Genomic DNA, 23,781 nt, shown 5'->3' on the forward strand with positions numbered 1-23,781 from the left:
CGATAACCATAATCATTAACGAAATCGCGCTTGCCGCGTACTGGGTCCCGTGTCCCGCCGTCAAGCCCCCTCGACCGATGTCGGGGGCTCATGAAAACATGTCGTCGTGCCCGATTCTGAGCCGATGCCCGATGCTTCCGAGATCTCGGGCAGGAGTCTGCAGCAGGCACGCGAGATGTACGAGGCCGCGTACAACGGGCGCGGCTTCGAGATCTCGGCCACCGAGCAGCCGTTCCACTACCGCTACACGAGCGCCGGCAGCGGGGGCCTGACCCTCCGCGGCAATGTTTTCGGCGGCGACGTGACGGGTACGACCGAGGCCGGCGACGAGTACCTCGTGACGTGGCTCACGGCCGGGCGGGGCACGCTCGACCTCGGCCGCGACGAGGTGCATCTCACGCCGGGGCGGCCGACGATGTTTCCGACCGGGCGGCCACAGCGGTTCCACTTCCGCGACTACCGACAGAACATCATGCACTTCGACGCGGCCTTCCTCGACGAGGTCGCAGGCGAAGAGCGGGGCGATCACCCCGACGAGTTCCCGACCCGGCTGCACTTCGACCACGACGCCCTGCTCACGCCGACCGACCTGGCGGCCTGGAACTCGTCCGTCGCGGCGACCTCGCGCATCCTGCTCGGCACGTCGCCCAGCGAGTTGATCCGAGCCGAGGTCAACCGGGCGGCCGCCCGAGCGGTGCTGCGCACGTTCCCGTCCGAGACGATGGCCGTGATCCCCACATCTCGGGACGGTCTGCGCAACGGCACCCTCCGCCAGGCAGTGGAATTCCTGCACGCGTCCGCACACCTGCCGATCAGCGTCTCCGACGCGGCGCGGTCGGCGGGGGTCACGGTGCGGGCCCTGCAGCAGGGGTTCTCCCGGCATCTCGGGGTGACGCCGCTCGAATACCTCAGGGGAATTCGGCTGAACCGGGTGCGCGACGAGCTGACGGCGAGCCTGCCCGACACGGTGTCGGTCGCCGAGGTGGCGGCCCGTTGGGGCTTCGCCCACGCGGGCCGGTTCGCCGCGAGCTACGCGGCGCGATTCGGCGAGCTGCCACGAGAGACACTCCGTCGAACCGCGCCGCGGTAGGGCCGGCACGCGGGCCGCGCCGACGCCTCCGTTCGGCCCGGGAAGACGCCTCAGCTCGGGGCGCGCCGCCTCGGCCGGGGCCGCGCCGATGCCTCAACTCGGACGCGCCGGCACCTCAGCTCGGGGCGAGGCTTTGCAGGAACGCGAAGTGACCGCGGAGCGCCCGCGAGCCCGACGGAGTCAGGGCGACCCAGGTGCGAGCCTGACCCTTCGCCCGCTGCACCCGCTTGAGATCGATGTAGCCGGACTCGGCGAGTGTCTTCAGGTGCTTGCTCAGGGTCGCGTCCGAGACGTCGAGCCCCTCGCGCAGGACGCCGAACTCGACGTCGCCGCCCCGCGCGAGCATGGCGCAGATCTGCAGTCGTTGCGGCGCGTGGATGACCGCGTCGAAAACGGGTGCGGCGCTGCTCACCTGCCCGCGCCTCCTGCGGTCGCGTCGACCAGGTGGGCTCGGGCCGCCTGATCGGCCAACGGCCCGAACGCGGCCGTGACGACGCCGGCGACACCTGCGGCGACGGCCACCTGCCAGTCGGGCGCGCTCCGGACGAACACGACGAAGGCCATGGCGGCGACCGCGACCACGAGCGCGATGGTCGACCACGGTGCGCCGAGCGTCAGGAACGACCACCGATCGGGGTTCGCGCGACTGAGGCCGACCTCACGGGTGCGCCAGCGCGCCAGCAATGCCAGACCGATGACGCCGAGCGGTAGCAGCCACGACGCCCAGGAGGGGCGGCCGGCGAGACCGACGACGGTCGCGACGATGGACAGGCCGCGGAGCACGTGCACCCACCACGCCGAGCGGACCCGGGCGGCCATGCGGCTCTGGGCCTCGTGCGCCACCTGGAGCGCGGCGACGGGGTCGATGGGCTGCGAGGGCTGGTCGTTCGATTGGCTTTCCATATCGGAAACACTAAGTGTTTCCGTCGTGGAAAGTCAAGCGGTCGGGGCAGACCGGCGGCGCGGCGGGCATCGGTACCGCGAGTGGGCGGTTCTGCCGGGTGCGCGTGACCCACACCCCGGAGAACCGCCCACTCGCGAGACCATCCGGCGCCCGCAGGCTCGTCACTCGGCGAGGACGATCACCTTGCCCGCGACCCGCCCCTCGCTCGCCTCGGCATGCAGGGCAGGCAGCTCGCCGAGCGGGATGCGCCGCGTCACCTCGACCGTGAGCGTCCCTCCGTCGACGAGCATCACGAGCTCGGTCAGGCGATCGCGGTTCGGCAGGACGAACACGGTCGCAGCCCGCACGTCGCGACTCTCGTCACCGGGCGTCGCCATGAACGCCGTCGTGCTGACCACGGCGCCCCCGGCTCGGACGAGCCCGACGTAGGCGGCGAACTGCTCGGGTTCGATCGGTGCGAGGTTCAGGAGCACGTCGACCTGCTCGCCGACGGCCTCAAGCAGATCGCTGGCGGTGTGGTCGACGACCTCGTCGGCCCCAGCGGCCCGCACGGCGTCGATGCTCCGCGGGCTCGCGGTCGCGATCACGTAAACGCCGGCCCGCTTGGCGAGCTGGATGGCGTACTTGCCGACGACCCCGCCGGCGCCGACGACGAGCAGTCGCTGCCCGGCCTCGAGACGCCCGTCGTCGAAGAGTGCCTGCCACGCCGTCAGCGCGACCGACGGCAGCGCCGCGGCATCGGCGAGCGGGATGCTCGTGGGAGCCGGGACGACGGCCTCGGCGGGGGCGACGACATACTCGGCCGCGCCTCCATCGCGGTCCATCGGCAGGAACCCGATGACCGCGTCGCCCACGGCCAGGCCGGCCACGCCGTCGCCGATCGCGTCGATCGTGCCCGAGACGTCGTAGCCGGGGACGTGCGGAAGCACGACGGGGATCGGCAGGAACCCGGCTCGCATGCCGTTGTCCGCCGCATTGAACGCGGACGCGGCGACGCGCAGGCGCACCTGGCCGGCCGCCGGAACGGGCCGCTCGATGTCGTCGATACGGAGGACCTCGGGTCCGCCCACCTCGTGGAATCGCACTGCCTTCATGATCGTGTCCTTTCGTCGTGCGCTTCGAGTTCGAAGCAACTGGGTCGACGATAGCACTGCTTCGAATTCGAAACAACAAGTTCACACGATTCGGCTCGAGACGCGGCGTCGTGTCGCGTTCGCGGCGTCGTGTCGGGATCGGACACGACACGACGCCTCGACGACGACACGACACCCCGACGAGGAGGCGCGGGTGGGGCAGGCGCTTCGACCTACCCCTGGCGCGCCTTGAAGCGCGGGTTCAGCTTGTTGATGACGAACACGCGACCACGGCGCCGCACGACCTGCGCTCCCGGTTGGTTCTTCATGGACTTGAGTGAGTTACGGACCTTCATCACGGCCTCCTGCTATTGAGAATGATTACCAACTACAGTGTGTCGTATGGCTCCCTCCTCTGTCGACCGCCCCGGCCCGCTCACCGTCACGCTGGTCGGCGGCAGCAGCCTCGCCGAGAACGCGCGCATCGCGGGTCTCCTGAGCGGGCGACCGCCGCACGAGACGCCCCGCACCGTCGACGAGCCGCAGGCCGACAGTGCCGAGCTCGCCCTCGAGGTGTTCCACGATCTGCTCGCCGCGGTCGACGCCGGAGCCGGCGGCCACACCGTCGTCGCCCTCGACCCGGAGGCCGACGTGGCCGAGTTCGCACTCGTACTCGAGCACCTCGCCGAGTCACAGCGTCCGGTCGCGCCGATCGTGATCCTGGACGTGGTCGCCGTCACGTCGGTCGACGAGATCGGGCGGCTGCTGTTCGGCCGCTCGCGCCGCGGGGGCCCGGTCATCGACGACATCGGCGTCGACGACACCGGTGTCGGCGACGTCGGCGACTCAGGACGACTGGCGAGCCGCCTCGAGTTCTCCAGCATCGTCGCGCTGACCGATCTGCCGGCTCCTGCCGACCCGACCGACCCCGCGGGCCGGCTGGCCCGAATCCACCGGCGGGCGCCGACCGTTCCGCCCGCCTCGGCTCGCCGCCTGCCGCCCGACGACATCCGTCAGGTCGGCGACCTGCTCGCCCGCCTGGCCCCCGCCTCCACGGTCGTCGACGAGCGGGCACTCCGCCTCCTGAACGGCCGCCGCTCCACGCCTGGCCGAGGGCTGGCCCACCGCCTCGGGTCCTCTATGGGGTGGCAGCTCCAGCTCGGCGACCACCGCCCGCGCGACCTGAGCGGCAACGTCGTCGACACGTACGTCTTCACGGATCCTCGTCCGTTCCACCCCGGTCGGCTTCTCGACGCCGTGACCGACGGACTCGTGCCTTCCCGCGTGGGCCGCATCCTCCGCTCCCGGGGGTTCGTGCGACTCGCGACCCGGCCGGGCGCGGTCGGGTCGTGGGCGACGGCGGGCGACGTGCTGGACCTCGACCCGGCGGGCTTGACCGGCTGGGACGTCGACTCGCCGCTCGGTCAGGAGATCGTGTTCTTCGGCCTGGGTCTCGACGCCGACGCGCTCGACAGGACTCTGTCGAGCTGCCTGCTCACCCCGGCCGAGCTGCTCGGCGGCCCCATGACGTGGGCGACCTACCCCGATCCCTTCCCCGCGTGGCCGATGCCCCATCACCACCACGGCTGAGCCCGCGGGTCGGGTCGCGGGTCGGGTCGCGGGTCGCGTCCTGTCGCGTTCGCGGCGTCGTGTCGTGTCTGATCACGACACGATGACGCATCGGCGACACGATGCCTCGGGATGGGAACCGCCGGGCGAGACATCGTCACGTCGCAGGGGGTTCGTCATCCGAGCGGAGGACGCCAGGCCTCCGGGGCGCCCCTAGGGTGAACGGACAGGGGCGCCGGGGGTGCCCGTGACGCGAGAGCCATCGCGACGCGCCGGCCCAGGGCGGCACGCCGACACAGGAGGGGACGATCACCATGGACACGATCCAGCGGACGACGATCGCGATCGCGACGGCACTGCTCGTCGGCCTGACCGCAGCCGGCTGCACGACCGACGGGACGCCGGGCGCGAACGGGACCACCGCCTCCTCGGCTCCTCCCGTCGCGGCGACATCGACCCCGGCGGTCGACCCGTCGACGACGCCGGCACCCTCCCCGTCCGCGGCCCCCGCGTCGATCCCCACGGCGTGCACCGATGTGGTCGACTCCGCGACCTATGCCGCGACGATGGGCTCGACGCCGCTGAACGATCCTGACTTCTTCGCCGGACGCCCCATGGGGCAGCTCACGCCCAGTGCACCTCCGGCGGGGGCATCGGCCGGCGACGTCGTGACGGCCGCCACGCAGCTCGACTGCGGCTGGCGCGACCCGCGCGCCGACATCACGGGCCTGTTCGTCTCGATCGGCGGCCTCGGGACGGCGACGGAGGCGGACTACCAGGCGTGGCTGCTCGACCGCGGCAACCTCGCTCCGGTCGCTCAGGAGGCCGGCGCGTCGTACTCCTGCGCACCCGGCCGCGGCGGCACCGTCTGCCAACTCGCCTACACGGAGTCCTTCTACGGCGTGGACATCGCCGACACCGTCTTGATGCGCGACGGTGTCGTCGTCAGCGTCTCGCAGGCGAACCACCCGACGAACAACCTCATGGGTGCGCTCGTGACGCGCATCTGGGGCTGAGGAGCGGCCGTCGCGCGCCGCGCCGCGCTGCGCCGCATGGCTTCGCCGACCTGCCCGACGCACGGCATGATGGGTCGGGAGCGAGCCGGAGGGGGACGCCGTGGGCATGAGGTGGGGACCGCATCGGATGTCCTCGGGCGTGCGATGACCGGGCGGGATCTGCCCGACATCGTGGTCTCGACCGCCGACGTCCAGGCCGTGCGCGCCCTCCCTGCCGTCACGGCATTCGCCGCGGTGTACGCGTTCGTCTACGTGCTGGGGTTCATCGCGTTCCTCGGGATCGCCGTCTACCTCAACGCCTTCGAGCACGTCCCGGTCGGCGAGTCGTTCGGCCGCGCTCTGGCCTGGACGGTGCCGTTCCCGATCGCGGCACATCTGGTGCATCACCTCGTCACGCGCCGCCGACGGGGACGCCGTCGCCACATCGCCGCACGGGCGGCGGCCCGTATCGACGCCGACGCCGTGGCCGCGGGGTATCCGCACCTGGATGTCGCCGCGCTCGCGCGCACGCTCCTCGAGGACGACAACGGCCCGCAGCCGTACAGCGGCGTCGGCAAGGAGCCGTTCGAGCCGCTGTTGCGCTGGGAGGTCGGCACGGACGACCCGGCCGCCGTCGTCGACGTCGCCCGTGTGGGGAACCCGGAGACCACACGCATCACGGTGTCACGGACACCGGCGTCGGCGTCGACGGAGCCGTCGGCGCAGCCGGAGGGGCGCCGGGCCGCTGCCGCCACCGATGGCGTCCGCTCACACCGAGAGCGAGGCCCAGCCCGCCGCGTGCAACCGGACGGCATCGACCAGTCCGCGTACGACATCCTCGACGAGGTCGAACCCGACGGCGAGACGATCGACGAGGCGGTCACCGAGCTGCTGCTGCCGGGCTTCACCCGATTCGCCGACATCGTCGACTCGGTCGTCGAACGGTACGAGGACGACGTGCCGGACGTCGCCGAGCTGCGCGATACCGTCACGACGCGGGCGCGACTGCTCTGGTCCGACCGCCGGCGGGCGGAAGCGGCCTGGTCCTCCGACGACAGCCAGCACGATCGGCTCGACATCGTCTTCTTCCACCTGCGTTTGAACGGCTTCGTCGCGCGCATGAACCTCGGCGTCGACCAGCAGGACGGGTACGACCTCGCTCGCGAGCAACGGACGCCCGATCCCGACGGCGGGGATGGCTCCGAGCAGTGGGCGTACGTCTTCTTCCACGAACAGGACACGGAGGCATTGCGCGCCGAACCGACGCGCCTCCGGCTCGCGTTCGGTTCGTTCCGTCCCGCGCCCGACATCGAACCGGGCGAACTCGCACGCGCTCGTGCGACCACCCGCGGCGAGGACGCCGTCCTCGAGCTCTCCCAGGTGGCCGCCGGCCGACGCGTCGCGGCCGCGCTCACCGAGCGAGGCTTCGACATCGACTGGGACGAGACCGCCGGGAGGCGTATCGGCGTCACGATCACGTCCTGGCGCAAGGCATTGCCGTTCTCCGACCTCGACGAGGCACGGCAGGTCGCTTCGGCCGAGAATCTACACATCACGTGGCCAGGGGCGTCCCTCCGGGCCGACGCCGCCGCCCTCGACCAGGTCGACGGCCGGTGGCACGTGTGGGCCACCGACGAGCGCGCCGGGGCCTGGTCGGACGGGTCGTGGCACGACGACGTCGGAGACGCGCTGGACGATGTCATCCACATCGCGCGAGCGAACGCGAGGGCGCGGCGCGATCGCCGCTAACGCGAGGCCCGGCCTCCCGCCCGTCGGCCCCGCGCCCGCGCCCGCCAACCTCCGAACGCCAGTGCACCGATGGCGACACCGCCGATGACGGCCGCGGGCATGTTGTCCGTGACCATCCCGATGATCAGCCACGCGACGAGGGCCATCACGATGGCCAGGATCACCACCCAATACCACGGCCACGGCTGCTGGTCGCCGTCCCGGAAGGCCTTCTGCGCGGCGGCCGTCGCCGCGTCCTGCCAGAGATCCTCGCCGTGCGTTCCGTATCGCCGCTCCCAGCGAGCCGGGCTGATGTACGACGGCCGCGGGACGGGCGGCAGCTCGGGCGGCAGCTCGGGCGGCAGCTCGGGCGGGGCGGCGCGCGGGGCCGGCGACCCGCCGAAGGTCCGGTCGCCGGCGAGGAGGAACGACCGCTGCGGCTCCGAGGACGCCGCCGCTCGGTGGAAGTCGGACACCCGCCCCTCCGACGATCGATTCGGCTCCGACCATTGCTCGGCGTCGAGGATGACATCGGTCACGAACTGACGGAGGTCGGCCTCGTCCTCGACCGACATCGTCACCAGCTGATCGAGGTGCAGTCGGACGACGGGATGGTCGACACGGACCGCGACCGAGGCGACGTCGTCGAGGAACCTCTCGGCGGGGCCGGCGAACTCCGGCCACACCCGCGTGACCGTCGGCAGCCTCGATCGGAACGCCGTCTCCGCGACCTACCACGCGACCACGACATCGGCGACCTCGGGCGCGTCGACGCCATCACCGGCATCGAGGGCTCGGCGGAGCCGTTCGCCGTAGTCCGGCCACCACCCGTCGGGCACGAATCCCATCCACAGGAACGGGAGCAGCCATTGCACCTCCCACTCGCCGACGACGGCGTCCTCGTCCAGCCCGCCTGGTGACACGGACGGGTCCCTCCCCGCCTCGGCACTCGGCGCGGACAGGACGGTCAGCATGACGACGTTCCCCACGACAGGACCCTATCGACCCGGACGGGCGACATCGTGCCGCGAGACACGCTCGCCGGCCGATTCGCCTGGGAGGCACGGGTGAGTTCCTGCGTCGGCAGCCGTGAATCTCGTGGCCGGGTGGCGTAGGCAGGACTCACATCACCACCGGCCATCGCGTCGGCGGTCGAGCAACGGAGGCATCATGGCAAACGGAGTCGCAACAGTGTGGGTTCCCGTCACGGACATCGAGCGCGCCACCGCGTTCTACCGCGACACCCTCGGCCTGACGGTCACGAGCGAGGACGAGGACTGGGTCGAAGTCGACGCGGGCGGCCTCACCCTCGGCCTGAACGCCCGCGAGGACGCGTCGGTGTCGCAGGACGGCGGCGCGGTCATCTCGTTCACGCCGGACGGCAGCATCGAGGACGAGGTCGAACGGCTGCGTTCGCGCGGCGCGACCATCGAGGGCGAGATCAGCGAGCACCCGTGGGGCCGCATCGTGCCGTTCAAGGACAGCGAGGGCAACGACCTGCAGATCTACGCACCGCCCCGCGACTGACCGCGAGGCGCTACCGGGCGCGCGGCGCGGCGCGACGCGACGCTACTCGGCGATGTCGTCGTCGTCCTGCGTGCTCAGGTACAGACGGTGGCTGGTGATGATGAGCGAGAGCCACCCCGTCCCGGTGACCCAGCCGACGGCGACGTCGGTGAACCAGTGTGCGCCGAGCAGCACGCGCGACAGTCCGACGACGCCGGCCGTGCCCGCGGCGGTTCCGACGATCGCGACCTGCGGGCCGTTCCGCTCCTGGCGCAGGGCGAGCAGATACGCGAGCACGCCGAGGATGGTCGTCGTGTTGAGAGTGTGCCCCGACGGGAACGACGGCGACTTCTCGTACGGCGGGATCGCCTCCCGACGACTCGGCCGGTTGCGCTTGATCAACCGCTTGCCCGCGAGTGTCATGGCCAGCGAGCCCGCACCCGCCGCGACGAGCAGTGTGACCGGGGTCGCACGCCGGTCTCGCACCCCGAACGCGATCGCCGCCCCGACCGTCAGGGCCGGCATTGCGATCGGCCCGAACACCCGCGAGATGACGGCCGCCGTCCCGTTCGCCACCGGCGAGCGCAGTCGCTTCGCGCGATCCAGGGCAGGCCGGTCGAGGGTCTCGACACCGTCCTTGCCCGTGACGCCGTCGTAGATCCAGGCGGCCCCGGCCGTCGCGGCGACGGCGATGCCGCCGCCCACCGCCAGGGTCGCGACGAGCGCCCGACGCGCCCCGACCTTGCGCGCGACGGTCTTGTGCCGTGACACGAGTCGCTGTCCTGCCTTCGACCGCCACTCGGTGAGGTCTCGGGCGCCGATCCGCCGCTCGGGGTGGATCGCGCCGGGGGCCGTGTCAGCGCTCGTGTCGGCGCCCGTGTCCGTGCTCGTCATCCGTACAGTCTGACCCTGCTGACGTGTCGACTCCTCAGGCAAGCCGATAGGGTCGCGCTCATGGACCTGAGCTCGATGATCATGGGAGCCGCGATCGCCTCGGTAGCGTGGATCGCCGTCTACCCCTGGGCCAAGCTGAAGAGACTGAACGCCCTCGAGGCGTCCGAGAAGCGGCCCGACCGGCCCGACGACTCGGACACGGTCGGCGCGTGACCACGGCGACCGCCGCCTCCTCGCCCGACAGCAGGGGCCGTACCGGTCTCGACCGGACGGGCCGTGATCTCGACCGCAACGCCGACGTGCGCGTGCGCGACGTCGAGGTCACGTCGGACGGCTGGCACGTCCTCCGCCGGACGACGTTCGACGTGCGGGGACGCGACGGGCGGTGGTCGACGCAGCAGCGGGAGACGTACGACCGGGGCAACGGCGCGACGATCCTGCTCTACGACGCCGCTCGGGGCACGGTGCTGCTGACACGGCAGTTCCGGTACCCCGCCTATGTGAACGACCACCCCGACGGCATGCTGATCGAGGCCGCGGCGGGCCTGCTCGACGAGGACGACCCCGAGACCGCGATCCGTCGAGAGGCGCACGAGGAGCTCGGCGTCGAGGTCGGTGACCTGACGCATGTCTTCGACGCGTACATGAGCCCCGGGTCGGTCACCGAGCGCGTGCACTTCTACGCCGCCCCGTATTCTCCTGGCGATCGGACCGGTGCCGGGGGCGGAGTGGCCGCCGAGGGGGAGGACATCGAGATCCTGGAACTCCCGCTCGATGAGGCCCTGGCGATGATCGACGACGGGCGCATCGCCGACGGGAAGACGATCATGCTGCTGCAATGGGCCGCGCTCCACCCCGACCTCGTCGGCGCCGTCCCGGCCGACGGGCCTCGCTAGCCGGTCCGACTCGCCGATCGGCCGACGCGACCGCCGCGGGCCCTCGTCCGCCGGCGCCCGATCAGCAGCACGACGGCGCCCAGCACGGACACGACCACGGCGATCGCCGGCAGCCGGAACGCCAGGGCGATCACGACGCTCGACACCTGACCACCCGACACCACGAAGGCGCGGATCGCGACGGCCGCTGTGCCACCGAGCACCGCCACCACCGCCAGGACGAGAACGGCCCTGTCGAGCACGCTGACCGGAGAATCCCGGAGGGGTCGCGCCCGTCGCCACCACAGGAGACCCGCGCCGCACAGCACCGCGAGCCCCGCGACGCTCGAGAGCATCTGCAACGCCGAGTAGACCGGCACCCCGAGGACCTGCTGGCGCAACGGCGCGAGAGCCAGGACGGCGACACCGTGCGGGTGCGTGAACGCGTCCCAGCCGACATGGGTGGCACTGCCCAGCACGCACGCCAGCACCACCACCGGCAGGCGCCGGACGCCCACCCGCTCCCGCTCCTGCCACGCCGACGGGACACGATCGCGGACGCCCGGGACGACGGCGGACCACGCCGGCCTGAGCAGCAGCCACCACCCGAGCAGCAGGACGAGCGCGAACAGCAGATCGAGGGTCAGGATGCCCCACCACGAATGCGTGCTGGCATACGACGCGAGGGCCGGTACGAACAACACGACGTCCGGAGCCATCGCTCCCACCGCGACCGCCGCGACCGGCAGGGCCGTCCGTCGGAACGGCAGGGCGACGACGGCATGGCTGATCGTGAACGGCATCCGACCATCGTGTCCGGTCGCCGGCCTGCGGTCATCGACCCGCGGGCGGGCCGGTGTCCCCCTCGCGGCTGATCTGCGCCGGTGCGACGCGACCCCGCGGAGGCGCGCCGACCCCGAGGAGGCGCGCGCGCCTCCCCGGGTCAGCCAACGACGGCCGTCGGGTCGGGCTCGTACCCGCCCGTGACCACGGCCGTCAGGTCGATCTCGCGCCCGTCGACGTCGAAGCGGTAGCGCCCCACCTGCTCGACCGTCGGCCGCTCGGACAGCCACGAGGCGAGCTGGTCGCGCTCGCCCGGTGCCAGCCACGCCAGGGGGTCGGACGTCGACCTGAATTCCAGCACGGCCGCCGTGTCCCGCAGCAGCTGCCGTTCGGGCACGCCGAGCAGGCTCCGCACGCTGCGGAAGTACACCGAGTCGGGGTCGACCTCGTACAGGCCCTTCATCCAGGCGCGGTTCACCGAAGCCACGATCGAGTTGAGCGCACCAGCCCCGGACGGGTCGTGGGGCCGCTCGGCGTTGTCCCAGACGGCCCCAGTCCGTGACGCGCTCGAAGACCTCGCGGAGGTGATCGCGCACCTCCTGCTGCGTCGTGTCGAGGGCGTAGTAGTGCGACTCCCAGTTGTGGCCGGCGACGAGCGGGCGACCGTCCTCGCCCTGGACCATGAGGTCGGGCCTCGTGCGCGCGATCGTCGAGTCGGGCAGCGCGATCAGGGGTGCGAGCCACAGACCCGGCCCATCATCTCCGGTCGCAGAGACAGACCCCGCCGGGGGCGGCGAGCGCCCTTGGCTCACCGCGAGTAGCTTCGACCGGTGCCGACATTGCAGGGTCTGCATGTTTCGAGGAACGAGCACGTAGGAGGTCTCGATGTCGACGTCGACAGCTGGTGCGGACGGGACGGGCGCGGTCACGCGGAGCCTCGTCCCGGCCCGGATGGATCGTCTGCCCTGGACGAGGTTCCACTGGTCGATCGTCGTCGGGCTCGGGTTCTCCTGGGTTCTCGACGGGCTCGAGATCCAGATCGTCGCCTCGGCCGGCTTCAAGGCCGAGCTCGGCCTGAGTGCCACCGAGGTCGGCCTGCTCGGCACGATCTACCTGCTGGGCCAGGTCGCCGGCGCCCTCTTCTTCGGTCGACTGGCGGACTCGCTCGGCCGCAAGAAGCTGTTCATCCTGACGCTCGCGATCTACCTCGTCGCCAGCGCCATCGCGGGTCTCTCCCCGAACTTCGTGTTCCTGGCCGTATTCCGGTTCTTCGCCGGAGCGGGTATCGGCGGCGAGTACGCCGCGATCAACTCGGCCATCGACGAGCTGATCCCGTCGAAATACCGCGGTCGCGTCGACATCGCGATCAACGGCACCTACTGGGGCGGTGCCGCCCTGGGGGCGACCGCCAACATCTTCCTGCTCGACACGGCGCTGTTCCCGGAGAACATCGGGTGGCGCATCGGCTTCTTCATCGGCCCGGTCCTCGGTCTCGCCATCATCTTCCTGCGCCGCCACATCCCCGAGAGCCCGCGGTGGCTGATGACCCACGGCCGCGAGAAGCAGGCCGAGCAGACCGTCGACGACATCGAGGCCCGGGTCGAACGGGACAAGGGCACCGACCACCTCGAACCCGTGTCGGACGATCAGGCGATCGAGGTGAAGGCCCAGGGCCGCATCCCGTTCTCGGTGATCGCCCGCACGCTGATCAAGGACTACCCGAAGCGCACCTTCGTCGGCGCCGCCATGATGATCACGCAGTCGTTCCTGTACAACGCGATCTTCTTCACCTACGCGCTCGTGCTCGAGAACTTCTACGGCACCGACCCCAGCAGCACGCAGTACTACTTCCTGATCTTCGCGGTGGGCAACCTGCTCGGCCCGCTCGTGCTCGGGCCGCTGTTCGACAGCTGGGGCCGCCGGCAGATGATCTTCCTGACCTATGGCGTCTCGGCCGTCGTGCTCGCGCTGTCGGCCGCCCTGTTCAGCGCCGACGTCCTGACGAGCACCACCCAGACCGCGCTCTGGAGCATCTCCTTCTTCTTCGCCTCGGCCGGTGCCTCGTCGGCGTACCTGACGGTCAGCGAGATCTTCCCTCTCGAGTTGCGCAGTCAGGTGATCGGTTACTTCTTCGCGCTGGGCCAGATCGCGGGCGCGGTGGCCCCGACGCTGTACGGCCACCTCATCGGCGACGGCACCGACCGCGGCCCCCTGACCTTCGGCTACTACCTCGGTGCCGGCGTCATGCTCGTCGGCGGCGTGATCGCGCTCCTGTTCGGCGTCGCCGCCGAGCGGAAGTCGCTCGAGACCATCACGAGCCCGCTGTCCGTGGTCGGCGGCGGCAAGGACGGTGGCGGCGGCAAGGACGGTGGTGGCGGTAAGGACGGTGGCGGCCGCAAGGACGGTGGCGGCGGTAAGGACGGTGGCGGCGGTAAGGACGGTGGCGGCCGCTAGACCTCGACGATCGGCGGCATCGCGGCGAGCTCGTCGCCGATCCCGATGTCGACGAGCACCACCTCGCCGGCGAGCTCCGACGCGGGGGCGATCAGGAGCCCGGCCTTGTGCCCGCCGAACGTCACCGTGAGTCGCGCGGGCAACACGACGGGGTCCGGCACGCTGCCGTCGTCGGGGCCGATGCCGCTCGGGATGTCGACGGCGACGACCGGCGGCCCGTCCGCCCGACCGACCGCGGGTAGGAGGACCTCGACAAGGTCGCGTGCCCGTCCGCGAAGAGCCGGGGAGGCGCTGGTCCCGGTCCCGAGGATTCCGTCGATCACGAGGTCCACCCGCCCGAGCCGCTCGGTCGCGACCGCAGGATCGAGCCACACCTCGGCATCGTCCACCACGGCGCCCCCGCCGATCGCGGCCACGAGACCGTCCTCGTGCAACCGCGACCCGGTGGCCAGGATCGTGACGGTGCAGCCGCGTGCCGCCAGCAGGGCCGCGGCGAACAGGGCGTCCCCGCCGTTGTCGCCGCTGCCGGCGAGCACGAGCACCCGGCCGGGCCAACGGTCGGCCCGCCGCAGTTCGTCGTCGACGAGGTCGGCGAGAGCGGCGGAGGCCCGCTGCATGAGCGGCTCCCCCGCGTCGAGGTGCGGCTTCTCCGCCGCCTTCACCTGAGCAGCCGACCATCCCGCAACCATGCCGCCCATGGTGGACCCGTCCGCCCGACCGTGCCCGCACCTCCTGCGTTTCCGACGCCGTGCGCACGCCGGCGCGCATGCCGGGCGCCCACGGCTGCGCCCGCTGCGGGACACTGGTTCCATGCGTTCGCACACGACCAACCCGACCGACGGCGTCGAGATCGCCTACGAGGTCTCGGGCGACGGCGAGCCCCTGCTGCTCGTGCACGGCTCAGGACTCTCGCGCGGCACCTGGCGCGGGCTCGGCTACCTCCGCGACCTCGAGCGCGACTTCACCGTCGTCGCCCTCGACCTGCGCGGCCATGGCCGCAGCGGCACGCCGCACGACATCGACAGCTATGCGATGCCGCTCCACGTCGGCGACGTGCTCGCCGTGCTGGAGGCGACGGGGCTCGACCCCGTGCACTACGTCGGCTACTCGTTCGGCGCGCGCCTCGGCCTCGTGCTGGCCGCCGAGCACCCCGAGCACCTGCGCACGCTGACCACGATCGGCGGCAGCTGGGAGCCGATGCGCGGCAACATCGCCGAGACCTTCACGCCCGAGTGGCGGAAGGCCCTGCGCGACGGCGGGATGGCCGCGTTCCTGACCGCATGGGAGGACGCCATCGGCGCCCCCGTCGACCCCGCCACGCGGCTCGCCTTCATGGCCGACGACCCGGAGGCGCTGGTCGCCTTCTTCGAGGCATCCGAACGCGGCGACGGGGTCCCCCTCGAGATCTTGGCCCAGGTCACGACGCCGACCCTGCTGCTGGCCGGCACCCGCGACGACGACCGCCACCGCCAGGCGCAGCAGGCCGCTCGCGTCATGCCCCGCGCCTCCTTCTATTCGCTCGTCGGCTATCACCACGGCTCGTCGCTCGCACCGGTCGACGAGATCACCGACCTCGTGCGCACCCTCATCGAGACGACCGACGCCTCGTAGACCATTCAGGAGATCGCCCGCCGCGCACTCCTCGCCGCCGGCTGTCAGACTGGTGTCACCATGGGCATCAGTCGACGCGCGTTCTTGACGGGGTCCGTCTCGGGCGCCGTGCTGATCCTGACGGCCTGCACGACCGACAAGCCCGCTCCGACCGCGTCGCCCACCTCCGCGACACCCACGCCGACACCGTCGCCCACCGCGACGGCACCGGCCGGTGTCGCCCCCGCCGCCTTCCGGCGCAGCGACTGGGCCTCCGACCCCTACGCCCTCGGCTCGGGCAGCTATCTGGCGCCCGACTCCACCGACCTCGACCGGCAGACCCTGCGCGGCCCGCTCGCCGATCGCCTGTTCTTCGCCGGCGAGGCGACCGCGTCGTCGTACCCCGGCACGGTGCACGGGGCCCGCGCCTCCGGGTTCGAGGTCGCCGAGACCGTCATGAAGACGGCCGAGCCGGGTGAGCGCATCGCCGTCATCGGGGCGGGGATCGCCGGAGCCACCGCCGCCCGCACCCTCGCCGATCGCGGCTACGACGTGGTCGTGGTCGAGGCCCGCGACCGCATCGGCGGCCGCATCCACTCCGTCGACGGCGACGGCTGGCCGTTCCCGGTCGAGACCGGGGCGGCGTTCCTCGTCGGCCACGCCTCCCAGGCCCTCGAGGTCGCGCTCGGTGTCGACGGCGTCACGACCGTGCCGACGACGACCGTCGTCGAGGCGCGCACGGGCAGTGGAGCCGTGTCGACGCTCACCGAGCCGTTCGCGGCCGCCCTGGCCACCGCCTCCTCGTGGGCCTCCCGGCAGTCGGCCGAGGTGTCGGCGTCCGAGGCGTTCAGCGCGTCCGGGGCGGGTGCCGTCTCGGCCGTGCCCGACGACACGGGGGTCTCGGACGCCCAGCGCCTCGCGTTCCTGCTCGACCAACTCCTGCCCGCGCAGACGGGTGCCGACGCCGGCGACCTGTCCGAGCGCGACGTCCCCGAGAGCGCGTTCCCCGACAGTGCGCAGCTCGTCACGGGGGGCTTCTCGTCGTTCGTGTCCGACCAGTTGCAGGGCCTCGACGTGCTGCGGGGCAGCAACGTCGTGCGCATCCAGTACGGCGACCGCGGCGTCGGCCTGCGTCTCGCGACCGGCGAGTCGCTCTCGGTCGACCGCGCCGTGGCGACGATCCCGCTCGGGGTCCTCAAGAAGGGCTCGACGGAGTTCGCTCCCGAGTTGCCGAGCAGCTACACCGCCGCGATCGACGCCCTGGGCGTCGGCACGCAGGAGTCGCTCTGGCTGCGTTTCGACCAGGCGTTCTGGTCGACCCAGGCGACCGTCTGGGCCGTGCTCGACGACACCGCGACCTACCGGTTCTGGCTCAACCTGATGCCGTCGACGGGTGCGCCGATCTTGGTGGCGCTGACCGGCGGCAGCGCGACGACGGCGACGGCCGACCTCAGCGACGACGACGCCGTGAGCGCCGCGATGGCCAGCCTCGCGCCGTACCTCGACCTGGTCGCGACACCCGGGACGCCGGGCACCGACAGCCCGTCGCCGACCGACTCGGGCACGCCCGCGGGCTAGCCCCGCGCGCGCTCGCCCTCGGCCGCGCCGCCCAGGACCCGAGGAGGCACGGCTCCGGTGAACACGTCGCGTCGCGGCCGCAGATGGCTGAGCCCGATCAGCGCCGCCATGACGCCGATGATCGTGCCGACCGCGATGCCGTTGTAGAACGCGAACTCGCCCGGCCACATGACCTGGGCCGGGTCCAGGAAGAAGTACGGGTACCAGCCGACGTCGGCGCCGCGGACGATCGTCGCGATGCCCCACACGACGGGGAACGGCACGACGAGCGGCAGCACCCGCCAGCGGATGCGCGTGCGGCCGGGCGCGAGCACCCAGTCGATCAGGACGAACGTCGACAGGTAGAAGTGCAGCACCTGGCTCGACCAGGGCACACCGATCGTGTAGTTGTGACCGGCCGACTGGGCCACGATGATCCCGTAGATGATGCCCGAGACGATCACGTAGGTGGTGACGAGGGCGTGCAGCACGGCGAACCAGGGCGGGTCGCGTCGACCCCGCAGGAAGAAGACACCCGAGACGGCCATCACGACCACGTTGGCCATGTTGCTCTGCTGGGTGAAGTAGGCGAAGTAGTTCGCGGTCGAGAACGTGCTGAAGCCCTGCACGTACACGAAGTACGAGATCAGGGCGACGAGACCCGTGGCGGCGGCGACCAGTCGCAAGATGCCGACGGCTCTTCGCACGGGTAGCACTCTCCGGGTCGATCGGGTCAGGGCTCGGGGCTCGTCTCCCGCTTCGGCAGGTCTCCCGCTTCTGCGGGTCTCCCGCCTCTGCGGGAGGGACGGCACGAGCCTCGACGATACCGGCACCGCTCCGAACTCGGGGCGGTGCCGGCATCGAAGCCGGGGTCGTCTCACGGACGACCCCGCGTCGATCAGGACGGGATGTAGTTGAACTCGTCGGGGTCGGGGCCGGTGCGCTCGTCCTTGTTGAGGGCGCCGATGGCTGCCACGTCGTCGTCGCTCAGCTCGAAGCTGAACAGGTCGAGGTTCTCCTCGACGCGCGACCGCGTGACCGACTTCGGGAAGACGATGTCACCGCGCTGGATGTGCCAGCGCAGCGTCACCTGGGCGGGCGTCTTGCCGACGCGCTCGGCGATCGACGTGATCGCCTCGTCGTCGAGCACACCACCCTGGGCGATGGGCGACCAGGCCTCGGTCGCGATGCCGTGCTGGGTGTTGAAGGCGCGCAGGGCGTCCTGCGTGAGGTACGGGTGCACCTCGATCTGGTTGACGGCCGGCACGACGTTCGTCTCGTCGAACAGGCGCTGGAGGTGCGCCTGCTGGAAGTTCGAGACACCGATGGCCTTCGCGCGGCCGGTGGCGTAGATCTCTTCGAGTGCCTTCCAGGTCTCGACGTAGTCGACGTCGATGCCGGGCAGTGGCCAGTGGATCAGGAAGAGATCGACGTAGTCCGACTTCAGCGCGTCGAGCGTGCCGTCGAACGCCTTCAGCGCGGCGTCGCGCTGGTGGAAGCCGTTGTTGAGCTTCGAGGTGACGAACACCTCGGAGCGGTCGAGCCCGGAGGCACGGATCGCCTCGCCGACGCCGGCCTCGTTGCCGTACATCTCGGCCGTGTCGATGTGGCGGTAGCCGACCTCGAAGGCGGTCAGCGTCGCGTCCTTCGTCTCGTCCGGATCGATCTGGAACACGCCGAAACCGAGCTGCGGGATCTCGACGCCGTTGTTCAGGGTGATGGTGGGAATCGTGGTCATCTCTCGATGCAACCACGCGCCTCCGGACGGCGTTCGTCTTGTGCCCTGGTATTCAGGTTCGACTCGTGTTACTGTCAAAGGTCGCTGGAATTCGATCCACTCTGATCGATTCCGCCTGACGGTCGATCGAGAACGATGCCTCAACCGCATCCCTACTCATCTCGGTCATGACATCCAGGCTCGACCACCGCAGCATCCCGCTGCCGCGATACCCACCGTTCGGCTACCACCCGACGACGGAGTCGCACCGCGTGACCGGCACCTGAGCGTGCCGCACGCCGACATCGTGAGACAGACCGAAAGAACCACCATGAACACCACCATGACCACCATCACCGGCACGGTCGCGACCGTGCCGACCCACACCACCGCCCGCCTGTCCGAGTTCGTCGTCGTCGACGACGCCGCTCGCCAGTACGTCGTCCGCGCCTGGGCCGACTCGATCACCGAGCGCGTGCGCCCCGGCGCCGTCGTGACGGTCGCCGGAGCCGAGGGCTGGGTCATCCCCGGCCGCAGCTGGCAGAACGAGCCGAGCCGCATCATCGTGCAGGCCTACGCGGTCGACGTCGCGGACGCGACCTCAGCCACGGCTCAGCTGGCGATCGCCGCTTGACCGACCGACGGGCCGCCCGACCGGCGGCCCTGACGACGAAAGCCCCCGCTGCGTGCGGGGGCTTTCGTGTGTCGTCGGCGACTCGGGCTGGCGGCTCAGGCGGGCAGGCCCTGCGCCCGGACCAGGATCGGCCGGTGGTCGCTCAGCCCGGCCGGCAGCGTCACGACGTCCTCGATCTCGAGGTCGATGCTCGTGGCGAAGTCGAAGTGACCCTTGACGTACTTGTAGCCGAGGTAGGTCGGCGTGCTGCTGCGCGTGAGCACGAAGCCGTCGCGCGCGACGCGCTTGCGCAGCCCGCCGTGGAACCAGGGGTAGTTGAAGTCGCCCACCATCAGCATCGGGATGCCGGGGGCGAGCGCGCGCATCAGCTGGTGCGCCGACTCGACCTGCTTCTTGCGCAGGCCGTTCGTGGCGGTCAGCGGCGCCGCGTGGAACGAGCCGATCAGCAGGTCCTTCTGCGTCGCGCGGTCCATCAGGTGCATGGCCAGGAGCCGCTCGTGCGCCGGCGACATCACGCGGTCGTGCATCGACTTCTTCAGTGCGTAGACCTTCGTTCCCAACAACTCGAAGCGGTCGGGGCGGTAGTAGGCGGCGAGGCCGAGACGGTTGTTCCGGGTCGAGGCCGCGAGCGTGAGGTCGCCGACCTGCTCCGGGATGTCGTTCGTGTCGGCCTCCTGAAGACACAACACGTCGACCTGGTGGTCGCGGACCAGGGCCTGGATCTCGCCCTTGGCCTTGTGCTCCCTCAGGTTGTAACTGACGACGCGCATGCCGTTCGGGTTCGATGCTTGTTCATCCACGAGTAGTGAACCTAGTCCCTTCGTGTTTCAGACAATCGCAGGTTGGGTGTCGCGCGGCGGGCTCGTCGGAGAACACCGATGTCCCGATCACACCGGTCGGTTCGGAGCGAACGCCGGTGGCGACGGGTGCGAACCCGGCCCACGACGGAAGGAGGCGGCCCGCACCGGGTGCGGACCGCCTCCTTCGTTCTCGACTCGACTAGTCGGTCGTGGTCACCCTCTCGGCCGAGGCGGTGCGACCCGACTCGAGCGCCTGGCGGCGACGACGGCCGACCACGGCTGCCGCGATACCGGCGAGCAGCAGTGCCAGGCCGGCGAGGGCCGGGAAGGTCGGCTCCGAACCGGTGTAGGCCAGGGGGCCCGTGGCGGCGGGGTTCGTGCCCGAGCCGGGCGTGGTGCCCGCCCCGGGTCCGGTGCCCGCACCGGGTCCGCTGCCGCCCGCACCCGGGGCGCCCGGATCGGTCGGGTCGACGGGAGCAACCGGTGCCGGGCCTGCCGCGACCGTCACGTACGTGACCTGACCGGTGTCGCCGTAGACGATGCGGCCGAGGTACGACTGGTCGTACTCGAGTCCCGTCCAGGACGCGGTCACCGTGGTCGTGCTGCCGAGCGCCGCCGTCAGCTGCGTCGGGTCGACCGTGAAGGTCGACGCGGCCGCGGCCCGCGCCGTGGGTGCCGTGTCGCCCGTGATCAGGTACGTCGTCAACGTCGACAGGTTCGCCGTCGGCGCCGAGTAGTAGTCGACCACGGCGAGGTAGTCGCCCGCGGGCAGCTTCTCGATGTCGAGCTGCTCGTCGGCCGATCCGGTGGCCGCGGTGCCGGTCAGGGCATCGGGCTGGCCGGTGGCGTCCAGGTGGTACAACGCGAGGTCGAGGTCGGCCTTGTCGTCGGCCGAGTCGAGCGCGAACCGAGCGTGCGCGACTCCCTCGGGCACCGTGATCGGGATCTGGAACTCGTCGCCCGTCACGCCCGTGTTCGTCGCGACCGAGCCGAGGGCGAGGCCCTGAGTCGTCAACGGGATGGACAGGTCGTCACCCGCGACGACGTCGACGCTCGCGCTGCCGCTGGCACCGGAGCCGTCGATCTCGGGGGTCGCGGCGAGCAGCACCGGACGCACCGCGACGGGGATGCGCACGTCGTGCGACGCGTTGCCCCAGGTCAGGTAGTCCGACACGAACTCGTTCGGCACGACGCTCGAGTTGCTGGTGAACGTGATCGTGTACGAGGCCGACTCACCGGCGGCGAGGGTCAGGGTCGTCGGGCTGACGACCGCGTCGACACCCGGGATGGCCAGCGTGCTCGCGGTGTACGTTCCTGCGGTCTCGGCGGTCACCGTGCGGGTGACCGTCTCGGTACCGGCCAGGGCGCCGATGCTGACGGACGGCAGGTTGAGATCGCTCGTCGGACCCTCGAGGGTGCCCAGCGAATCGATGTACGTCTGCCAGTCGGCGGCACCGCTGTTGTACACGAGACCCGGGTCGAAGAACTTCGTCGGGTCGACGTGACCGGCACCCTGGGCGAAGACGTCCTCGGTGCCGTCATCGGCGGCGTCCACCAGGTCGTAGGCCGTCGTCATCATGGCCGACTTGACCTTCGCGGGCGCCCAGTCGGGGTGCATGGTCTTTCCGAAGAAGAGCGCGGCGAGACCGGCGATGTGCGGGGACGACATGCTGGTGCCGGAGAGGAACTCGTACGTACCGGCAGCACCCTGGGCGTTCGCGCCATCGGCCAGGATCGCGACGCCGGGCGCCGAGATGTCGGGCTTCAGCACGTTCGAGCCGTCGGCCTCGACCGGACCGCGCGACGAGAAACCGGCGATCTGAGGCGTGGCGGGCTCGGGCAGACCCGTCGGGTTGCCGTCGACGAGGGTGACCTCGGCCGTGCCGAGCGCGGCCGCGGCGTGCAGGGCCTGGTAGGCCTGCGCGTCGACGTGCACCGTCGGGATGCTGTGCGCGTCGACGTCGACCGAGGACGGCGTCTTGTTCACCAGCACCATGCCCACACCGCCGGCACGCTTGACCTCGGCGGACTTCGCCGTCCGGTCGGTGATGCCGCGGTCACAGAGCACGATCGTTCCGGCGACGAGCGTCGGGTCGAGGGTGCCGGCGTCGCAGATGACAGCTCGGTCGTCGGCTGCAGCCGCGAGCTTCACCTTCGTGGCCTCGACGAATCGGGCCGTGAGACCGTCGGGGTCGGTCGAGAGCGACGTCGAGCCGCCGAGGTAGTTCACCGCGGCACCGCCGGCCGGAGCGACCGAGACGGTCGCGTCGTAGCTGGGGATCGTGCTGGCCGCGACGGTGGTGATCCAGGGCGAGGCGTTGTCGAGCGTCGAGGCGCCGGGGCCGGAGTTGCCCGCCGAGGCAGCGACGAAGACGCCGGCCTGAGCCGCGCCGAGGAACGCCTGGTCGGTGTACGAGTACGTCGTCTCGGCGGCGCCGCCACCGATCGAGTAGTTGATGACGTCGACGCCGTCCTTGGTGGCCTGCTCGATGGCGTTCACCAGGTCGAGGCCGGCGCAGCCGTCGTCGTCGGTCGAGTTGCGGTCGGGACCGTCCCAGCAGACCTTGTAGGCCGCGATCTTGGCGGCGGGGGCCACACCGGAGATCGTGCCGAAGTCGCGGTCGTTGATGGTCACCTCGACGTCGGCGTTGCCGGCCGCGGTGCTCGCGGTGTGCGATCCGTGTCCGTTGCCGTCGCGGGGCGACAGGTACTCGCCCTGGGCCTCGGTGCCGATCTTGCCGCGACCGAAGCCGTCGACGTAGTAGCGCGCGCTGATCAGCTTCGTGTTGCAGTCGTCGGCGCTGAACTGGACACCGGTCTGGCAGGTGCCCGTGAAGGTCTGACCGTCGCTCTTGGCGAACTTCACGGCGTCGCCGTCGCGGTAGGGCTGCGTCGTGGACGGTGCCGCACCGAGGGCGTCGCCGGCGAAGGACGCGTTGCCCGCGGCGATACCGGAGTCGATGATGCCGACGACGACACCCTCGCCCGCGCGGTCACGACCGCCGGGAATCTGGTCCCAGACGCCGCCGTTGCCCTGTGCGTCGCCCAGACCGAGGAACTCGGTCGAGGGGGTCGCGGTCAGCTTGTACATCTGGTTCTTGTTCACGGCGGCGACCTTCGGGTCGGCCGCGAGCTTCTTCGCCTGATCGGCCGACAGGTGCGCGCCGAACGCATTCGTCGTCACCGAGAGGTGCGAGACGATGTCGGCACCGACGCTCTTCGCGACCTCGGTCTGCGTCGACTCGAGGTGGTCGCTGTACGACGCCACGGCCGCCGACTTCATGTCGATCTTGCCGCCCTCGGGCGCGGCGGTCTTGGGGATGCCGGCCGTGCCTCCTTCATAGGCGGCGGCAGCGGGTTCGCGCAGCGTGACGATGTACGTCCCCGCGCTGAACGTCGGGTCACTCAGGACGGCCGGGCCGTCCACGGCCTGGGCCGTCGCCGGGAACGCGAGCGCCCCCGTGGCCACGAGGCCGGTGATGAGGAGTGCAGGGAGCAGCGGCCGTCGTCGGCCGGAGGATGTGATCACTGAATACCTTTCGAACGCCGCCACCCCCTGTGCCGGTCGTCCGATAAGAATTACCTGAGAATTAACCTGTCCCTCTAGTGGGG

25 protein-coding genes are annotated in these 23,781 nt (G+C 71.0%); 11 read left to right on the forward strand and 14 right to left on the reverse strand.

From position 1 onward, the window contains the following. The first annotated feature begins 106 nt into the window (after positions 1–106). A complete protein-coding gene (locus ACPEEZ_RS12080; RefSeq protein WP_423919320.1) occupies positions 107–1,090 on the forward strand; it encodes an AraC family transcriptional regulator in 984 nt (327 codons plus the stop codon). A gap of 115 nt (positions 1,091–1,205) precedes the next feature. On the opposite strand, the gene ACPEEZ_RS12085 is transcribed toward ACPEEZ_RS12080, so the two are convergent. The 4 genes from ACPEEZ_RS12085 to ykgO form a co-directional block, all read right to left on the reverse strand. Further along, positions 1,206–1,502 (reverse strand): transcriptional regulator, encoded by a 297-nt coding sequence (locus ACPEEZ_RS12085; RefSeq protein WP_423919322.1) that lies wholly within the window; start codon positions 1,500–1,502, stop codon positions 1,206–1,208. After that, a complete protein-coding gene (locus tag ACPEEZ_RS12090; RefSeq protein WP_423919324.1) occupies positions 1,499–1,993 on the reverse strand; it encodes a hypothetical protein in 495 nt (164 codons plus the stop codon). Before ACPEEZ_RS12090 ends, ACPEEZ_RS12085 begins: the two co-directional genes overlap by 4 nt. 162 nt (positions 1,994–2,155) lie before the next feature. After that, positions 2,156–3,088: an NADP-dependent oxidoreductase gene (locus ACPEEZ_RS12095; protein WP_423919326.1), complete on the reverse strand. Its 933-nt coding sequence runs from the start codon at positions 3,086–3,088 to the stop codon at positions 2,156–2,158. A gap of 212 nt (positions 3,089–3,300) precedes the next feature. Further along, entirely contained in the window at positions 3,301–3,423 is a 123-nt protein-coding gene (gene ykgO, locus ACPEEZ_RS12100; protein WP_423919329.1) for a type B 50S ribosomal protein L36, read from the reverse strand. 46 nt (positions 3,424–3,469) lie between these two features. Here ykgO and ACPEEZ_RS12105 point away from each other — a divergent pair, with 46 nt between their 5' ends. From ACPEEZ_RS12105 to ACPEEZ_RS12115, 3 genes are all read left to right on the forward strand, one after another. After that, entirely contained in the window at positions 3,470–4,657 is a 1,188-nt protein-coding gene (locus tag ACPEEZ_RS12105) for a GTP-binding protein (RefSeq protein ID WP_423919332.1), read from the forward strand. A gap of 293 nt (positions 4,658–4,950) precedes the next feature. After that, positions 4,951–5,652 carry a hypothetical protein gene (locus tag ACPEEZ_RS12110; RefSeq protein ID WP_423919335.1) on the forward strand — a complete coding sequence of 234 codons (702 nt, stop codon included), beginning with the start codon at positions 4,951–4,953 and terminating at the stop codon, positions 5,650–5,652. A gap of 144 nt (positions 5,653–5,796) precedes the next feature. Further along, entirely contained in the window at positions 5,797–7,380 is a 1,584-nt protein-coding gene (locus ACPEEZ_RS12115; RefSeq protein ID WP_423919338.1) for a DUF6891 domain-containing protein, read from the forward strand. Here ACPEEZ_RS12115 and ACPEEZ_RS12120 read toward each other — a convergent pair. Both ACPEEZ_RS12120 and ACPEEZ_RS12125 read right to left on the reverse strand, forming a co-directional pair. Next, complete coding sequence (locus ACPEEZ_RS12120) at positions 7,377–8,045, reverse strand: hypothetical protein (RefSeq protein ID WP_423919341.1); 669 nt, start codon at positions 8,043–8,045, stop codon at positions 7,377–7,379. The two genes, ACPEEZ_RS12115 and ACPEEZ_RS12120, sit on opposite strands and share 4 nt — an antisense overlap. Before the next feature lie 45 nt (positions 8,046–8,090). Next, on the reverse strand, positions 8,091–8,348 hold the full coding sequence (locus ACPEEZ_RS12125; protein ID WP_423919343.1) for a hypothetical protein: 258 nt from the start codon (positions 8,346–8,348) through the stop codon (positions 8,091–8,093). A gap of 181 nt (positions 8,349–8,529) precedes the next feature. On the opposite strand from ACPEEZ_RS12125, the gene ACPEEZ_RS12130 reads away from it, so the two are divergent. Beyond that, complete coding sequence (locus ACPEEZ_RS12130; RefSeq protein WP_423919346.1) at positions 8,530–8,886, forward strand: VOC family protein; 357 nt, start codon at positions 8,530–8,532, stop codon at positions 8,884–8,886. Positions 8,887–8,928: 42 nt separating this feature from the next. Here ACPEEZ_RS12130 and ACPEEZ_RS12135 read toward each other — a convergent pair whose 3' ends face one another. Then, positions 8,929–9,759 carry a phosphatase PAP2 family protein gene (locus ACPEEZ_RS12135; RefSeq protein ID WP_423919348.1) on the reverse strand — a complete coding sequence of 277 codons (831 nt, stop codon included), beginning with the start codon at positions 9,757–9,759 and terminating at the stop codon, positions 8,929–8,931. Positions 9,760–9,819: 60 nt separating this feature from the next. Between ACPEEZ_RS12135 and ACPEEZ_RS12140 the strand changes: the two genes are divergently transcribed. Then, entirely contained in the window at positions 9,820–9,972 is a 153-nt protein-coding gene (locus ACPEEZ_RS12140) for a hypothetical protein (protein WP_423919351.1), read from the forward strand. Further along, a complete protein-coding gene (locus ACPEEZ_RS12145) occupies positions 9,969–10,655 on the forward strand; it encodes an NUDIX domain-containing protein (protein WP_423919353.1) in 687 nt (228 codons plus the stop codon). The genes ACPEEZ_RS12140 and ACPEEZ_RS12145 overlap by 4 nt, the downstream gene beginning before the upstream one ends. Here ACPEEZ_RS12145 and ACPEEZ_RS12150 read toward each other — a convergent pair. Next, on the reverse strand, positions 10,652–11,437 hold the full coding sequence (locus ACPEEZ_RS12150) for a DUF4184 family protein (RefSeq protein WP_423919356.1): 786 nt from the start codon (positions 11,435–11,437) through the stop codon (positions 10,652–10,654). The genes ACPEEZ_RS12145 and ACPEEZ_RS12150 overlap by 4 nt on opposite strands. A gap of 140 nt (positions 11,438–11,577) precedes the next feature. Next, positions 11,578–11,895: a hypothetical protein gene (locus ACPEEZ_RS12155; RefSeq protein ID WP_423919359.1), complete on the reverse strand. Its 318-nt coding sequence runs from the start codon at positions 11,893–11,895 to the stop codon at positions 11,578–11,580. Positions 11,896–12,368: 473 nt separating this feature from the next. On the opposite strand from ACPEEZ_RS12155, the gene ACPEEZ_RS12160 reads away from it, so the two are divergent. Beyond that, positions 12,369–13,871, forward strand: coding sequence for an MFS transporter (locus tag ACPEEZ_RS12160; protein ID WP_423924270.1), 1,503 nt, complete (start codon positions 12,369–12,371; stop codon positions 13,869–13,871). Here ACPEEZ_RS12160 and ACPEEZ_RS12165 read toward each other — a convergent pair. Next, the gene (locus ACPEEZ_RS12165) at positions 13,868–14,560 is read right to left on the reverse strand and encodes an NAD(P)H-hydrate epimerase (protein ID WP_423919361.1); all 693 of its coding nucleotides are present in this window, start codon (positions 14,558–14,560) and stop codon (positions 13,868–13,870) included. The two genes, ACPEEZ_RS12160 and ACPEEZ_RS12165, sit on opposite strands and share 4 nt — an antisense overlap. Before the next feature lie 121 nt (positions 14,561–14,681). Between ACPEEZ_RS12165 and ACPEEZ_RS12170 the strand changes: the two genes are divergently transcribed. Both ACPEEZ_RS12170 and ACPEEZ_RS12175 read left to right on the forward strand, forming a co-directional pair. Further along, on the forward strand, positions 14,682–15,482 hold the full coding sequence (locus tag ACPEEZ_RS12170; RefSeq protein WP_423919364.1) for an alpha/beta fold hydrolase: 801 nt from the start codon (positions 14,682–14,684) through the stop codon (positions 15,480–15,482). A gap of 60 nt (positions 15,483–15,542) precedes the next feature. Continuing rightward, positions 15,543–17,039 carry an FAD-dependent oxidoreductase gene (locus tag ACPEEZ_RS12175; RefSeq protein WP_423919366.1) on the forward strand — a complete coding sequence of 499 codons (1,497 nt, stop codon included), beginning with the start codon at positions 15,543–15,545 and terminating at the stop codon, positions 17,037–17,039. On the opposite strand, the gene ACPEEZ_RS12180 is transcribed toward ACPEEZ_RS12175, so the two are convergent. Next, a complete protein-coding gene (locus ACPEEZ_RS12180; RefSeq protein WP_423919369.1) occupies positions 17,036–17,725 on the reverse strand; it encodes a Pr6Pr family membrane protein in 690 nt (229 codons plus the stop codon). The genes ACPEEZ_RS12175 and ACPEEZ_RS12180 overlap by 4 nt on opposite strands. 191 nt (positions 17,726–17,916) lie before the next feature. Continuing rightward, positions 17,917–18,756, reverse strand: coding sequence for an aldo/keto reductase (locus ACPEEZ_RS12185; protein WP_423919371.1), 840 nt, complete (start codon positions 18,754–18,756; stop codon positions 17,917–17,919). A 310-nt stretch (positions 18,757–19,066) separates the two neighbouring features. Here ACPEEZ_RS12185 and ACPEEZ_RS12190 point away from each other — a divergent pair, with 310 nt between their 5' ends. Further along, the gene (locus tag ACPEEZ_RS12190; RefSeq protein ID WP_423919374.1) at positions 19,067–19,369 is read left to right on the forward strand and encodes a hypothetical protein; all 303 of its coding nucleotides are present in this window, start codon (positions 19,067–19,069) and stop codon (positions 19,367–19,369) included. A 95-nt stretch (positions 19,370–19,464) separates the two neighbouring features. On the opposite strand, the gene ACPEEZ_RS12195 is transcribed toward ACPEEZ_RS12190, so the two are convergent. Beyond that, positions 19,465–20,169, reverse strand: coding sequence for an endonuclease/exonuclease/phosphatase family protein (locus ACPEEZ_RS12195; RefSeq protein ID WP_423919377.1), 705 nt, complete (start codon positions 20,167–20,169; stop codon positions 19,465–19,467). Positions 20,170–20,368: 199 nt separating this feature from the next. Next, positions 20,369–23,698, reverse strand: coding sequence for a S8 family peptidase (locus tag ACPEEZ_RS12200; RefSeq protein ID WP_423919380.1), 3,330 nt, complete (start codon positions 23,696–23,698; stop codon positions 20,369–20,371). Positions 23,699–23,781: the final 83 nt, after the last annotated feature.

This window comes from Frigoribacterium sp. 2-23 (genome assembly GCF_049601585.1).
Lineage (GTDB): Bacteria > Actinomycetota > Actinomycetes > Actinomycetales > Microbacteriaceae > Frigoribacterium.